The organism is Nocardia altamirensis NBRC 108246 (assembly GCF_001612685.1).
Taxonomy (GTDB): Bacteria; Actinomycetota; Actinomycetes; order Mycobacteriales; family Mycobacteriaceae; genus Nocardia; species Nocardia altamirensis.
Genome location: NZ_BDAY01000040.1, coordinates 59036 through 73582 on the forward strand (window position 1 = coordinate 59036; position 14547 = coordinate 73582).

Here is a 14547-nt window from a genome sequence, read left to right on the forward strand (position 1 = left end):
GCATCGGCTAGTTCGCGTTCGGTGCGGTGGTGTTGACTTGAAGCTCAGGCGACCGGATCGTGCCGGGTCCACGGCTGGCCGACGGCGGAGCGGGTTCCTTGCGCGGTCGGGACGAGGTCGAGCACATCCATCAAGGTCGGGTCCTCGTCGATGGCGTGGTGCAGGTGCCCGATGTGGCCCTCGTTCCCAGCGTCGGTCGGCCCGATCAGCTGCCACATTCCGTCGTCATCGTGGGTGACGAACAGGATCGGCTCCTGCTTCTTGAAGACCTCGCCAGTCTGTATGCATCGCGTGCCCAGCAGCCAGTGCTGCATCCACCAAGCCCGCGGATCGCGTTCCATCACCAGGTCGACCACCCACCAGATGAACGGCAGGTCCCCGTGGGCGCGCGCCTGCTCGGCGGTCAGATCCGGACCGCCCTCCGGCACCTGCTCGAACGGCTCGTCCACCAGCGCGCAGGCATGCGAATCCTCGTGACAGAAAACTTCGGCGTGGAACGTGCCACCACCCGGGTTCCCAGCGCCGATGCCAACACTCAACCGCCCAACGTGCGGGTCCGAGCCGGTCGTCCAACCGATGGCATACGACGCGAGTTCGCCTCCCGGACCGACGAACTCACCGAACGCCCGCCGATCCATCCCGCTCACATCCGGCGTCGCCACCTCGAGCAACCGACCCGCCACCACTCGCACATCCACGCGCCGACCCTAGCCCGACCAGCCCACCTCCCCCAATCCGCCTTGTCCGGAGAGGATCTGACTATCAAAGTTGGCCGGGCATTCAGACTCTGAGTTGCGGGGGACTACAACGCATCGTCCTGGGTGGCTCGGGAGAAGGAGTATTCCCGTTCGACTCGGGCGACTTCGACCGTATAGCTCTGGTACCAAAGCTCTTTGCCGAGGCGTTGTGCCTCGAGGTGCTCCAGGTCGGCCTTCCAGGCGCGGATGGATTCCTCGTCGCGGTAGTAGATGATCGACAGGTCTCGGCCCTCGCTGTCGCTCATGCCTTGCCTGCCGAGGTAGCCCGGTTGCTTGGTGCCGAGTTCGGTCATGCGGGTGGACATTTCCCGATAGTCGGGAGTTTCCTCGCCTCGGAGTTGCGTGGTGATGATCACGGCGTAGTAGGGCGGCTGGGGGCGGCCGAGCGAGGGCGAAGATTCCACGGTGGCGAATCTAGCGGAGACGGCCCTGCTAGCTGAGCGGGGGCGAATCCCTGCCCCGGCATCGGATCCGGGGCAGGGATGGGTGCGTCAGACGGTGACACCGTCCAGGCTCAATGTCGCCGCGATGGCGTTGGCCAGCTCAGCGCCCTTGATGTCGAAGTGACGGGCGAAGTACGCCAGATGCTCACCGTGCTCATGGAAGTTGTGTGGTGTCAGCACCGCCGAGAACACCGGCACATCGGTGTCGATCTGCACGCGCATGAGCGCGTCCACCACGGTCGCCGCCACGAAATCGTGCCGATAGATGCCACCATCGACAACCAACGCGCAGCCCGCGAGCGCGGCATATCGACCGCTGGTCGCCAATCTCTTGATACGCAAAGGGATTTCGAAGGCGCCGGGGACCTCGATCAGGTCGATCTCGGTGAATCCGCGCTCCTCGAGACCGGCACGGCACGCGACCACCGCCCGGTCGACGATGTCGGCGTGCCAGCGCGCAGCAACCAAACCGATGCGATTCGAATTGGGTGACATGTTTCCTCCGTTCGCTATGTCACCCAGGGCATGACAAACGCGAACAGGAGACACCGCACGGATGCACTCCGACGCCGCGTTCTCTTTCATCCGGACTGTGACCGTCGGCTCCGGGATCACACCGGAATCTGCTCGACCCACCGCAGCAATGATTGCGATGGCGCTCGCGGGCTCATACATCCGGACCACCCGGATGTCATCACCGCCGGTGGGGAATTCCACCCCGCCCTGAGAACGTGTACAGCAGCGACCGTACCAAGGCGGGCCCAGCGCACACAACGACCCGGCTTGCCGCGCACCGGAGCTGACCGGGCGCGCTGACCTCGGGAACCGCCCTGTGCCGTAGTTAACATTCAGCATGACTTGCGGGCAGCGACTCCCCGTCTTACGTTTGGCCATATATTCATACGAAATCGCTATTGTCAGCGAGGGGGCGCGCCGCCGTCGACAGGTTCGCAAAGCCCGATCTGATATGCGGTACCGCCGTGTCAGACGGCCTAGTCGAGGGTATGTGTGCGCATGAATGGACCGACGAAATTCATTGCAGTGGCGGCATGTACGGCTGCGGTCGTGGCCGGAACGCTCACCACGGCGCAGGCCGAACCCGAGCAGGCAGGCATCAACTACACGGCGCAGGCCGTGGGCAACGCGATGACCCTCACCACCGATTCCGGTTCGCTCGATACCGCCGACGACCGGCTCGAAATCCGTGACGACAACGGCAACCTGATGGCCGCGTTCCCACTCGGCTACTACCGAGACAACCAGCGCTGGCCGATCGCCGCCCGGATCGACGGCAACACCGCGACGTTGACCCCCAGCGTCGACCCCGCGAGCGCTACCCCGGCTCCCGGCGTCACCGACCAATTGAACAACGTGGCGCTGGACCCGACCTCTCCCGGTTTCGGCGCCGCGCTGTCGACCTTCTCCACCATCGTCGGCATCGGCGCGGCCTTGGGCACGATCATCGGCACCCTCGTCGGCGCTTCCCTCGGCTGCCTCGTCGGCGGCGTCCTGGTCGGCGGCGCCGCCACCGTTCCCACTTTCGGCGTCCTCACCATCCCCGGCTTCCTCGGCGGCTGCATCGTCACCGCCATTCCCGGCGCCGCCCTGGGCGCCATAGTCGGGACGATCGTCTTCGGCGTCCCCGCGGTCATCATCGGCGGCGTCCTGCTCGCCGGAACCCTCGGCGCCATGTAGGCCGCAATAATTCGTCGTCCGCCTGAAATCCGGCCACCGGAGTGGCAGGCTTGTCTGACCATGAACGGGAAGACCCAGGCAACGATCTTCGCGGCGTTGGCATTCGGACTGCGGAAGACATCGTTCCTGCGCATCCCGATCCTGGTCGCCGCGGCGGTCCTGCTGCTGCCGACCGCCAGCGCGGCGCAACCTGTTGGCACCAGCGGTGATTGGCCGATGTGGCAGTTCGATCTCGCCGGTTCCCGGCACAATCCGAACGAGACCGCCCTCACCCCGGCTACCGTCGGATCGTTGCGGTTGAAGTGGGCGTTCGCCTTCCCCGAGACGATCGCCGCGTCCAGCCAGCCTGCCGTCGTGGACGGCACGGTGTACGTCGGCGGCCGCAACGGGACGTTTTATGCGCTGGACGCCAGCACCGGCGCGACCCGGTGGTCGTTCCAAGCGGAGACGCCGCTCGGCGGAAACCTCCCGACCTATGGATTGCGCAACGGGCCGGCGGTCGTCGACGGCACGGTCTACTTCGGCGACAACTCGGCCAGGATGTGGGCCCTCGACGCACAAACCGGCGCCAAGCGCTGGGTTCGCAAGCTGGACGACCATCCACACGCGATCATCACCGGGTCTCCCCTGGTGTTCGAGGGTCGCGTCTACGTCGGTGTGTCCAGTCAGGAACTGGGCGCCGCCACCATCGATCTCTACCAGTGTTGCACCTTCCGCGGCAGCGTCGTTGCGCTCGACGCCGCGACCGGCAGCGTGCAATGGCAGCACTACACGATCCCGCTGCCGGAGCCGACCCCGAGCGGCTCGCCGCCGTTCGCTCCCAGCGGCGCGCCGGTGTGGTCTTCGCAGACGATCCATCCGGAGTCGCGCACGCTGTACTACACCGCGGGCAACCCCTACACGGGTTATCCCGAAGGGGCAGAAGCGATCAGCGCGCTCGACCTCGACACCGGAACCACCCGGTGGGTCCGCAGGATGACCCCGGGGGACGCGCCGTGGAACGGCCGCTGCGCGTACCCGCCGCCAGCAGGCAACTGCCCCGACCCGGGCCACGATTACGACTTCGGTTCGCAGCCCAACATTTTCGAGATCGGTGACCGCCTGGTCGTCGGCGCGGGGCAGAAGAGCGGTGTCTACCACCTACTCGATGCCACCACCGGCGAGATCATCTGGCAGACCAGGTTGAACACGCCGATACCTGCGCTGCCCATCCCCGGCTCGGAGTCGCTGCAGGGCATCCAGTGGGGCGCAAGCTATGACGGCCAACGCCTGTACGTTGCCACCTATCAGGGCACGCCGGGCACCCTGTTCGCGTTGCATCCCGCCACCGGCGAAGTCATCTGGAGCACACCGAATCCCGCGCACGGTTGCCTGTTCGATCCGCCGCCGATACCGATGCTTCCGCTGTGCCAACTCGCCATGCCGAACGCCGTCACCACCACGCCCGGCCTGGTGTACGAGGGCAGCCTGGACGGCAAGATGCGAATCTTCGCCGCCGAGAGTGGCGCCATCCTTTGGGAATACAACACCGCACGCCCCTTCCACACCGTGAACGGCGTGCCTGGCGTCGGCGGCGGGATCAACGGCCACGGCGCCGTCGTCTCGAACGGAATGCTGTTCACCAATTCCGGTTACGGCAGGCAGATCACCACCGGTATGCCTGGCAACGTCCTGCTGGCCTTCGGCCTCCCCTGACCGCTGCGCTACCGCCTCGGTATCGCGTCGTCACCGAGGAATCCGCCGGACTGGTGCCGCCACAGCTGTGCGTATGTTCCTTCTGCACAGAGCAATTCCTCGTGCGTCCCCTCCTCGAGGACGCGCCCGTGGTCGAGCACTACCAGCCGGTCCATGCCCGCCACCGTGCTGAGCCGGTGCGCGACGACCAGCGCGGTGCGCCCTTCCATCACCTCCCAGAGCGCTTGCTGCACAAGCACTTCGCTTTCCGAGTCGAGGGCACTGGTGGCCTCGTCCAGGAGCAGAACGGGCGCGTCCCGCAGGATGGCCCTGGCGAGCGCGACCCGTTGGCGTTGGCCGCCGGACAGTTTCACGCCGCGCTCGCCGATGAGCGTTTCCATGCCCTTCGGCAGTGCGTCCGCGAATTCGGTGACGTGCGCGGCCTTCGCGGCCCGCAGGATCTCCTCGTCGGTGGCGTCGGGGCGCGCGAAGCGGATGTTCTCGCTCAGCGTGCGGTGAAACATGGCCGGATCCTGTGGCACATAAGCGATCAGCTTGCGCAGATCCGCCTGCCGCAGCCGGGTGATGTCCTGCCCGCCGAGGCGGATGGTGCCGGATTGGATATCCATCAACCGCAGCAGCAGTTGGGTGATGGTGGTCTTGCCGCCACCGGACCGTCCGACCAGGCCCACCTTCGCGCCGCTCGGCACATGCAGATCCAATCCGCGGAACAGCTGCCGCGCCCCGCTGTGCGTGAAATCCACCTTCTCGAACCGCACGTCGAAGCCATTGGGCCGCACCGGTTCCGGCTTTTCGGTATCGAGCACCGTCGGTTCGTCCAACAGCAGCTCGGTGAATTGCGCCGCCTCGGTGAGCACCGTCTCCAGCCGCCGGTAGATCTGGTTGAACCGGAACATGATCGTGGTGGCGTTGAAGTAGTAGGTGAACGCCACCACGATGGCCTCGATCCCGGCATTCCCGCCGCTGAGGCCGAGCGCGATCAGCAGGCCGATCACGTTGGTCAGCACCACAAGCGGCGCCACGACCGTGTCGATCCGCAGGTTCGCGTAATCCCAGGAGCGCAATGATTTTCGCCGCGCCGAAGCGACTCGGCGTTGATGCTCGGCGGCCTCCTGCGGCTCGGCGGCGAAGGCGCGCACCACCTGCATATTCGACAGGCTGTCGGCCACATGACCGGAAACCTGCGCGATGGCGGCTTCCCTGGCGTCGACGAGCCGCTGGCGGCGCTGGATCAACGGCGCGATGATCAGACCGGTCACCACGATCATCCCCATCAGCACGATGACGAGCATGGGGTCGTAGCGCCACAACACCACCGAGGCGAACACCAGTGGGACCAGCGCTGCCAGGATCTCGAAGGAGAGGGTGTCCACGAACTGTTCGAACCGAGCCGCGAAGCTGAGCGAGCGCTTCGTCAGCGAACCAGCGAAGTTGTTGTGGAAGAACGCCGCGTCCTTGGCCAGTAGCTCGTCCATGGCGACCACGTACAGGTGCTCGATACCGTAGGCGTCGACTCGGTTCAGATAGTGCAGCCCGATGCGCCATAGCAGCTCCGCGAGCAGCAGGGCGCCACCGAAGGCGACGATATACGAAGCGAGGGCTCCGAAACTCGTATCCCCGGTCGCCGCGACTCGGCCGACCATCATGGCGACGAGCAGCGGTGCGACGTACAGGTTGCAGATATTGCCCAGCGCAGGCCCGAGCAGCGCCGGAATCGCCATTGCCTTGCGAGCGGCCAGTTCCCGGCCGTAAAAACGCAGCACCAGCTTGAGCGCCGTTGCGCGTGAACTCATGCTCCCCCTCTTCCCTCGATTCAACGAGCGATGCAGGTGAGCAATGATCCCGCGTCCAGGTGGGTCCTGGCCAGCGAATATCCGCCGACCACACCCGCCAAGGCCGCCCTGCAAGCTGAACCCCACAGCGGCTCAACATCTTTCCGGGAGCGACACGAATCGCCAACGCACCCTTGACGGTTTGAACATATTGACGCAATATGTTCAACGTGATTAGCACGGCGGAAGAAGCGCCCTGGGGCGATGCACCCATCGAGTTGGTGCTCGGCGCGGCGGAATGCGTACGGCGCTTCGGCGTCAACGGATTTCGACTGACCGAGGTCGCCAAGATCGCTGGCGTGTCCAGAGGCACGGTGTACAACGGCTTCGGCGACAAGGAAACCGCGATCAACGCGGGTCTGGCCTACCTGTGCAACGCCTTCATCGAAGGGTTGGCGGCAGGTGTTCGACCGTTGCCGACGCTGCGCGCGCAGATCGGCGAGGCCGCGGCGATGATCTACGACCACGTCAAGACGCCGCAGGCGTTCACCCCCGCGCTGCGCACCGAAAGCATCATCGCCACACTGCTGGAACACTACGGCGAGCACCTGTGCCATAGCTGGGCGAGCTTCTGGGCGACCCTGGTCGCGGCCGCACAAGAACGCGGCGAGGTCGACCCGGCGCTCGATCCACTGCATGCGGGCGACTGGATCGTGCGTGTGCTGCTCAGCTTGGAGATCTTGCCGTTCGTCGTCGCCGGATTCACGAACGCGGACGAAGTACGGTCGCGCACCGCCGAATTCCTGCTACATGGTCTCGCGCCGCGCGGCGCCGAGAAAGCCGACCCCGATGGCAAGTGAGGACTTCGAGGTCGCGATCATCGGCGCAGGCCCCGGCGGCATCACCGCGGCCCATCACCTACTCCGTTCCGGCATCACCGATTTCGTCATCCTCGAACGCGCAGGCGATTTCGGGGGCAGCTGGCGCGACAATGCCTATCCAGGCCTTGCTGTCGACGTGCCGACGCTGTTCTATCAGTTCCCGTTCGCGCGAAAGGCCGACTGGACTCGATTGTTCCCCGACGGGCCCGAGATCCAGCGGTACAACCAGCAGGTCGCCGCAGATCTCAACCTGTACAAGTACTTTCGCGGCAACCATGCCGTCGAGCGTGAGGCGTGGGACGACGCGGACAAGGTGTGGGTGCTCGACATCGCCGGAGAACAGCCGGTCCGAGCCCGCTTCGTCGTCAACGCGGTCGGCGGCTACATCAACGCCAAATCCGCCGACACGATCGCGGGCACCGCGGACTTCCGCGGCACGATATTGCGCCCCAACGCCTGGGACCATGACTACTCGTGGCACGGCAAACGCGTGGCGGTGATCGGCACCGGATCGAGTTCCGTGCAGATCGTGCCCGCGCTCGCGGACGCCGCCGCACAGATCGACGTCTACCAGCGCACGCCCTCGTGGATCCTGCCCAAACCCAATGTCGCGATATCTCCTCGCGCACAACGCTTTCTGGCGCTGCCGGGAGTCATCACGGCGATCAATGCCGCCGCGCTCGCCGTCATGGAACTACCGCTGCAACTGATCTGCCACGTGCTGCCACTCCTGCCACGCACACTGCTCGCCGCCCTGCTGCCGCAGTACGACCGGATCTGGCGCGGTCTCTATCGACTCCTGTTGCGAAGCAAGGTTTCCGATGAAGCAGCTCGACGTGTCCTTGTCCCCCGCTACGGGATTCTCGCCAAGCGTCCCGTACTGTCGAGCACCTTTCTCACGGTGCTCGAATCGCCCTCGGCCGCGTTGATCGCGGATCCGATCGCACGGATCACGGCCGACGGCATTCGCACCGCCGACGGCACGACCCGCGCCTACGACCTCATCGTCCTGGCCACAGGATACGAGCTGTTCACCGACCCGGAAACCTATCGACCCGGAACAACGCTCGGCCCCAACGGTTTCGACCTGGCCGACGACTACCACCGCAACGGCTTGCACAGCTACGGTGGCAGCGCCCACCCGGGCCTGCCCAATCGCTGGTCCCTGGTCGGGCCGCAAGGCAACGTCGGTTTCGCCTGGCACACCACCGTCGATCTCACCGCGCGCCACGCGGCGCGCGTCATCGCCGAGGCCAAGCGCCGCAAAGCCGCAGTGGCACAGGTGCGTACCGCGGCGTTCGATCGCTGGGTGCGCAAGATGCGCCGACACGGGAAGGTCATCAGCACCTACACCGTCGACTGCAACCCAGGGCTGCGCAGCTACTACGTCAACTCACATGGCGAAGCGCTCTACTACCGTCCGCAAACCCTCAGCGGCGCAGTGTGGTTCAGCCGGTACTCGTCGTTCGACGACTACACGTTCACCGCGAAGCACTGAATCCATCGAGAATCGAGGCACCATCATGTCCACGACCACACTCACCGGCAAGGTCGCCGTGGTGACCGGAGCCGCTCGGGGACAGGGACGTTCGCACGCGGTCCGGCTGGCACGCGCCGGCGCCGACATCGTCGCCATCGACGTCTGCGCGCAGACCGCGAAATTCAGCGGTTATCCGCTGGCCGAGCCCGAGGACCTGGCCGAAACCGCGCGCCTGGTCGAGGCGGAAGGACGCAAGATCCTGACCAAGCAGGTCGATGTGCGCGACCTCGCAGGCCAGCAGGCAGCCGTCGCCGACACCATCGCCGTGTTCGGCCGCCTCGATATCGTCATCGCCAATGCGGGCGTGTGCAGTTGGGGCAGGCTATGGGAGATCTCGGCCGAACAGTTCCAGGAAGCCATCGACGTCAATCTGGTCGGCGTGTGGAACACCGTGAAGGCGACGGTGCCCGCGATGATCGAGGCGGGCAACGGCGGATCGATCGTCACGGTCAGCTCCTCGGCGGGTGTCAAGGCACCGCCCGGCTGCGGCCATTACGCCGCAAGCAAATTCGGCGTCGTCGGCCTGACCAAGTCGCTCGCGGTCGAGCTGAGCGAGTACAGCATCCGGGTGAACACTGTGCTGCCCTACGGCACCAACACCCCGCTCGGTACCGACACGTCGATGTACTCGATGTTCGAGCAGCATCCCGGCTTCGTCTACAGCTACCCGCCGAACCTGTTGAAGACCGACGGACTCGTTGAGCCAGAAGAGATCTCGGAGGTCGTGGTCTGGTTGGCCGGCGACTCGTCAGGGGTGATCACCGGGGCGCAGATACCCGTAGACAAGGGCTTTCTGGCCAGGTAGCGACCTGCGCCGGCCGCGATCATCGACGGCGTTGCGCAGACCCTCACTCCGAACATGGTCGACCACAACGGCATTCATGGCGCCGCGACGAAATCGCCGAACAGTTCCGTCAGCCACTGACGGTCGCGTGGGGCCGGTGCTCCAGTTCTCGCGCGGAAAGCTTGCGCAGCAGTCGCAGTAGCAGCGGGAGGCTGAGCATCACCAGGATCAGCCGCAGGCTTTGTACCGTGGTGATCAGCGCCATATTCGCGTTCATGTCCCCGGCGACGGCCAAGACGGCGTTGATACCGCCGGGCGTGGTGGCCAGATAGACGTCCGACGGTTTCAGATCCACCAACGACGCCACGGCGAAAGCCAGCACGCCGATCGCGGCCGACAGCGTGGCGATGGCCGCGATCATTGCCGGGATCATGCGCGCCATCGCGGCCACCACGGGCCTGGTGAAGCGCGTGCCGACCTCGAAGCCGATCAAGACGAACAACAGTTCCTGGAACAGGTGTGTCGGGGCGTAGTCGCGGGTGAAACCCACCGCGGTGCAGAAGGCAGCGACCAGCATCGGGCCCATCAGGTCCGGGCTCGGTAGTCGCAGCCTGCGCCCCAGCGCGAGCCCGACCAGACAGAGCACGATCGCGATGGACAGACCGGCGGCCTGGTCCTCGCGCGCGACGATCGTCCACCGCGGCAGGTCTCCGATGCTGCCGATGTCGACCAAGTGCGTCGGTCCGATCCCCGCCGACTCGCCACCGAGCAGCGCGACGACGACCGGGGCACTGATCGCGACCAAGGCAACCCGCAGGTACTGCATGAACGCGACCTGCCGCGCGTCCGCGTCCACCTCGTCGGCCACCACGATCACCGCGGCCGAGCCGCCTGCCAGCAGCCCGAGGAACGAGGTCGGCAGCCCGACCTTCACCACCCGCGCGTATCCGATCGACACCAGCACGCCGACCACCGGAGTCATCAGCGTGATCGCCAACACCGGCAGCAACGCGCTACCGAGCGAGGACAGCAGCGACAACTGAAGATAGCTACCCATCAGCACACCCATCATGGCGTGGGTTCCGACGGTAACCCGCCACGGAAGCGGGGCGGGCAGCCAGCCGGTCATCGCGAGCAGCGCACCGACCACGATCGCCAGGACCATCTGGGGCGCCGGTATGTGCACGCGCTCTAGCAGCTCGGCGATGAAGACGACCGCAGCGAGCAACGGCACCCAAACGACCGCTCGCCATCGTGTCATAACAACCCATTATTGCCACATCGAGCGAACATGTCGCTAACCGCACGTCGTGCGTAGGAGTCGGGCAGCGTTCCGGCCCTGCTCGCGGCGAGCCCGGTGGCCGTCGCAGCGCGCGGCCGAGGAGGCAAGCGAGCGCAGCGGAAACAGCGAAGCGTTTGTGCACGCGCCCAACGTTTTCGCCAATCCAATAGTGCGTGCGAGTGCAGGCTTAAATGCACACTCAGTCAGCTTTAGCACCACTTACACTGTGCGGTAATCCGCCGTTCCCCGAGTACGGTCGAGCGTGCCGATCGACAATTCGACGGATAGCAATTCTCTATCATTCCGCCGCTATCGCGAAAACGGCGCCACGTTCCCATGTCATGTACCGGAGGTCTCCCCAGCATGCCGAATGCTGCCAATCGTCGCAACTACCGCGGACGGCATCGCGCCGCAAAGTCACCCACGAATGGCACACCCCGACTGTTCGCAACCGTGCTCGCCGGCGCCCTGCTCACACCGGTCGGACTGAGCTTGTCGACGACCACAGCGCCGGTGGCGCAGGCCGCTGGACTCGGCTTCAAAGCGCCGATCCAGGGCTACGACAAAGATGGCCGAGCAATTATTCATTACAACAACAAGATCAACGACCCCAGTATCGAGAATGCCATCAAGCATCTGAACTCGACCCAGGGTCTCAACATCGTGTTCAAGCCCGGCACGGGCAAAGGCGCGATCAATATCAGCCGCGGCCAACTCGGAAATGGCGTAGCCGGTCTCGGCGGAATGGACGCCAGCGGTCCATTCGTCAAAATCGACTCCAATAACAACAGCATGAATTCCGCCGACAGAACCGAGGTCGCCGGGCACGAATTGCTGCACTCGATCGGGCTCGATCACGACGACAGCGGCTGCAGCATCATGGCCAGCGTGGTCAACCGATGCAACGGTGGACCGACGCCGCTGCAGAAGAAGGAGATCAACGAGCTCAACAGCATGTACAAGAAGGGGAAGCCGGGCAAGGATTCCGAGGACAAGCCAGGCGACAAGGACAAGCCGGGCGACAGCGGCAAGAAGCCGGGCGATAGCGGCAAGCCGGGCGACAGCGGCAAGAAGCCGGGCGGCAAGGACAAGCCGGGCGACAGCGGTAAACAGCCAGGCGGCAAGGACAAGCCGGGCGACAGCGGTAAACAGCCAGGCGGTCCGAAGAAGCCGAAGCAGGACTCGGGCGGGGATGAGTCGAGCCCATCGGATCAGGACTCCGGTGACGACCAGTCGAACCCGTCGGACCAGGACTCCGGTGACGACCAGTCGAACCCGTCGGATCAGGACTCCGGTGACGACCAGTCGAACCAGCCCGGCATGGACGGCGGCGACGATCAGTCGGATATGGACTCCGGCGGCGATCAGTCGGATATGGATGGCGGCGGCGACCAATCCGACCAGGACGGTGGCGACGACCAATCCGGCGACGGCTTCGATTGGTTCGGAGACAGCAAGGACAACGACTCGTCCGACTCAGGCGACCAGTCCGGCGGCGACTCCGACAGCGGTAACCCGTTCGGCGACCTCTTCGGCGGCGACAGCGATGGCGGCGACCAGTCCGGCGACTCCGACGGCGGCAACCCGTTCGGCGACCTGTTCGGCGGTGACGACCAATCCGGCGGCGACTCCGACAGCGGTAACCCGTTCGGCGATCTCTTCGGCGGCGACTCCGAATCCGACAGCGGCAGCAACCCATTCGGCGATCTCTTCGGCGGCGACAGCGACAGCAGCAGCCCGTTCGGCGGCGACAGCGACCCGTTCGGCGGCGGTGATCTCTTCGGCGGCGGTGACAGCGACCCGTTCGGCGGTGGCGATCTCTTCGGCGGCGGCGGCGACAGTTTCGATTGGTTCGGCGGCGGCGGGGGCGGCGGCCAAGACATGTTCGGCGGCGGATTGGGCGATCTCGCCGATCTCGGAGGTGGGTTCAACGGCGGCGGCCTGTTCTGACCGATAGCAGTGGGCAACCCACCTCGACGTCGCCGCGCGAGCGGGTCTCGACGTTCATGGCAACCCCCGCGTCCGTGGCGGATTCGATGTCACGCATCGAGCAGCAACGAATCCGTCACGGGGGCCGCTATGTGACAGCTATCTGCCGAAGTGCACGCCGTCGGGCAGCCGTCACCACATGCCAGCGTCAGCCTTTCACGCGATGGATCCACCCCTACCTGCATATAAGCTAGGTCACATCGCGGGTTGGTTGACTATGATTCACGGGTGTAGCATGCTGCGTAAAGCCAGTCGGCTAATTTTTAGCTAACAGTATCGAATGACGGCGGACACATCGAATACCCGAAGGAGCCCGAGGATGATCGAGCTTGACATGGTAGCGGTGTCGCCGTGAAGGAATTCCGCGCGCAGGGCAGCGAATCGCCGCCGGTCATCCGGCAGTGGGCAGTTCAGCGACCGGCACGGTGGCGGCGCGTTCTGATTTATGCGTCCGCCATTTACTGCTCGCTGGTGCTCCTGGTTTTCGCCGTCAGCTTTCTGCTGACGGAATTCCTCCGCTGACTTGAAATGCGCTGACCCGCAACAAGATCGGCCCGTTCAGGAGTGCCCACTCAGGATCACCTCGGGAATCCCGGTGCCGAGGGGTACGAATGTGCAGGTCGGCTCCTCAGCGTGCTTCGGATCAAGGATGGTCAGCACCAGCTGCTGGACGAACGCGTCGTACACCGCGTGAAAGTGCCCGGTCAGGTTGATCGGGCATTCATCTTGCAGCACAATGTTTTCCGCGCCCGGCCCACGTAGCGCGATGTTCGTGAAGGGCTGGATCATCTCGTCGACACGGCTGCCGACCGTGGTGTAGCGGACGCCGGGCACGGTGTCACCGCCCGCGTTCAGCTCCCGCATGAACGGTGCGCCGTGGGCCTGTTGAACCGCGGCAAGCGAGGTGAGTTTCTCGTATACGCCCCAGAGCGGGGGCACCGCGTTGGCGATCGGAACCAGGCCGTACATGACTCCGCCGTAGCTCGGCGACGCCAGCCCTACCCAGTGCCCGACTTTGGGAGCACCGCCGAGCTTGTTGATGTAATACCGAGTAACGCTGGCCCCCTGGGAGAATCCGACCAGATCGACTTGTGCCGCACCAGTCGCCGCAAGCACCTGATCGACGAAATCGCCGATCTGCCTGGACGACATCCACAAATCCTCGGTGCCATAGCTTTTCGCGCCCGGCTTCCCGCCGTAATTCGGGGCGAACACGCAGAATCCGGCCTGCGCCAATAGCGGGCCGACGGCCGACCAGTCGGAATAGGCGGAGGCGTCGGTGCCGTGCGCCAGGATCACCGGACGCGGATGTTCAGCACTCGGCTTGCAATTGAAGTCGTTGGTGCCCATCGGCGTCGCGTTCGGATGGGCCTTCAGGTACCACGCGGCCGTCAGGTGTTCGGATTGCACCGGGCCCGGCTCGGTGGGCACAACCGGTGGGCGATAGTCGTTCGATCGGGCGAGACCGTTGCCGTCGGGGGCAGCCGTGGCAAACGCTCCGGCGCCCAACACCAGAACACAGACCGCGCCACCCAGCACCGCCCTCCGCACCCATTGTGCGGAACCCCCATCAACGCTCCTCCGACGTTGTTGCATCTCACGATCATTCCGCACCGGCGCGGCAATACCCGCGTAGGACGCGGCCCTACTTCGCCGCCCGTGAACACCGAGCAGAACGCCCAAACGTCGTTGAATACGCATTCTCGCC

At 65.2% G+C, this 14547-nt stretch carries 13 protein-coding genes and 1 riboswitch; of the genes, 7 read left to right on the top strand and 6 right to left on the bottom strand.

Annotated features, from left to right (window positions below; all coding sequences use genetic code 11):
- Nucleotides 1-44: 44 nt before the first annotated feature.
- From NA11_RS21595 to NA11_RS21605, 3 genes are all read right to left on the bottom strand, one after another.
- Nucleotides 45-698 carry a hypothetical protein gene (locus NA11_RS21595; protein WP_069163773.1) on the bottom strand — a complete coding sequence of 218 codons (654 nt, stop codon included), beginning with the start codon at nucleotides 696-698 and terminating at the stop codon, nucleotides 45-47.
- A gap of 104 nt (nucleotides 699-802) precedes the next feature.
- Entirely contained in the window at nucleotides 803-1162 is a 360-nt protein-coding gene (locus NA11_RS21600) for an antibiotic biosynthesis monooxygenase family protein (protein ID WP_069163774.1), read from the bottom strand.
- 87 nt (nucleotides 1163-1249) lie between these two features.
- Nucleotides 1250-1696 carry a 6,7-dimethyl-8-ribityllumazine synthase gene (locus NA11_RS21605; protein ID WP_069163775.1) on the bottom strand — a complete coding sequence of 149 codons (447 nt, stop codon included), beginning with the start codon at nucleotides 1694-1696 and terminating at the stop codon, nucleotides 1250-1252.
- Nucleotides 1697-1770: 74 nt separating this feature from the next.
- Nucleotides 1771-1936, bottom strand: a riboswitch (FMN riboswitch).
- A gap of 330 nt (nucleotides 1937-2266) precedes the next feature.
- Between NA11_RS21605 and NA11_RS21610 the strand changes: the two genes are divergently transcribed.
- On the top strand, nucleotides 2267-2896 hold the full coding sequence (locus NA11_RS21610; RefSeq protein ID WP_245746035.1) for a DUF8020 domain-containing protein: 630 nt from the start codon (nucleotides 2267-2269) through the stop codon (nucleotides 2894-2896).
- Nucleotides 2897-2956: 60 nt separating this feature from the next.
- A complete protein-coding gene (locus NA11_RS21615) occupies nucleotides 2957-4591 on the top strand; it encodes an outer membrane protein assembly factor BamB family protein (protein WP_084654904.1) in 1635 nt (544 codons plus the stop codon).
- Nucleotides 4592-4599: 8 nt separating this feature from the next.
- Here NA11_RS21615 and NA11_RS21620 read toward each other — a convergent pair whose 3' ends face one another.
- A complete protein-coding gene (locus tag NA11_RS21620; RefSeq protein ID WP_245746036.1) occupies nucleotides 4600-6384 on the bottom strand; it encodes an ABC transporter ATP-binding protein in 1785 nt (594 codons plus the stop codon).
- 200 nt (nucleotides 6385-6584) lie between these two features.
- Here NA11_RS21620 and NA11_RS21625 point away from each other — a divergent pair, with 200 nt between their 5' ends.
- From NA11_RS21625 to NA11_RS21635, 3 genes are read left to right on the top strand one after another with little or no spacing between them, the layout of a single operon-like run.
- Nucleotides 6585-7223 carry a TetR/AcrR family transcriptional regulator gene (locus NA11_RS21625; protein ID WP_069163777.1) on the top strand — a complete coding sequence of 213 codons (639 nt, stop codon included), beginning with the start codon at nucleotides 6585-6587 and terminating at the stop codon, nucleotides 7221-7223.
- A complete protein-coding gene (locus NA11_RS21630; RefSeq protein WP_069163808.1) occupies nucleotides 7213-8742 on the top strand; it encodes a flavin-containing monooxygenase in 1530 nt (509 codons plus the stop codon). The genes NA11_RS21625 and NA11_RS21630 overlap by 11 nt, the downstream gene beginning before the upstream one ends.
- 25 nt (nucleotides 8743-8767) lie before the next feature.
- Nucleotides 8768-9589, top strand: a complete 822-nt coding sequence (locus NA11_RS21635; RefSeq protein WP_069163778.1) for a mycofactocin-coupled SDR family oxidoreductase — start codon at nucleotides 8768-8770, stop codon at nucleotides 9587-9589.
- Between the two features lie 109 nt (nucleotides 9590-9698).
- Here the strand turns inward: NA11_RS21635 and NA11_RS21640 are convergent, their stop codons facing one another.
- The gene (locus NA11_RS21640; RefSeq protein WP_084654906.1) at nucleotides 9699-10829 is read right to left on the bottom strand and encodes an AbrB family transcriptional regulator; all 1131 of its coding nucleotides are present in this window, start codon (nucleotides 10827-10829) and stop codon (nucleotides 9699-9701) included.
- Between the two features lie 474 nt (nucleotides 10830-11303).
- Between NA11_RS21640 and NA11_RS21645 the strand changes: the two genes are divergently transcribed.
- On the top strand, nucleotides 11304-12800 hold the full coding sequence (locus NA11_RS21645) for a matrixin family metalloprotease (RefSeq protein WP_141717753.1): 1497 nt from the start codon (nucleotides 11304-11306) through the stop codon (nucleotides 12798-12800).
- A gap of 390 nt (nucleotides 12801-13190) precedes the next feature.
- Nucleotides 13191-13361, top strand: a complete 171-nt coding sequence (locus NA11_RS45750; RefSeq protein ID WP_167837696.1) for a hypothetical protein — start codon at nucleotides 13191-13193, stop codon at nucleotides 13359-13361.
- 36 nt (nucleotides 13362-13397) lie between these two features.
- On the opposite strand, the gene NA11_RS21650 is transcribed toward NA11_RS45750, so the two are convergent.
- Nucleotides 13398-14390: a lipase family alpha/beta hydrolase gene (locus NA11_RS21650; protein ID WP_069163780.1), complete on the bottom strand. Its 993-nt coding sequence runs from the start codon at nucleotides 14388-14390 to the stop codon at nucleotides 13398-13400.
- Nucleotides 14391-14547 lie beyond the last annotated feature (157 nt).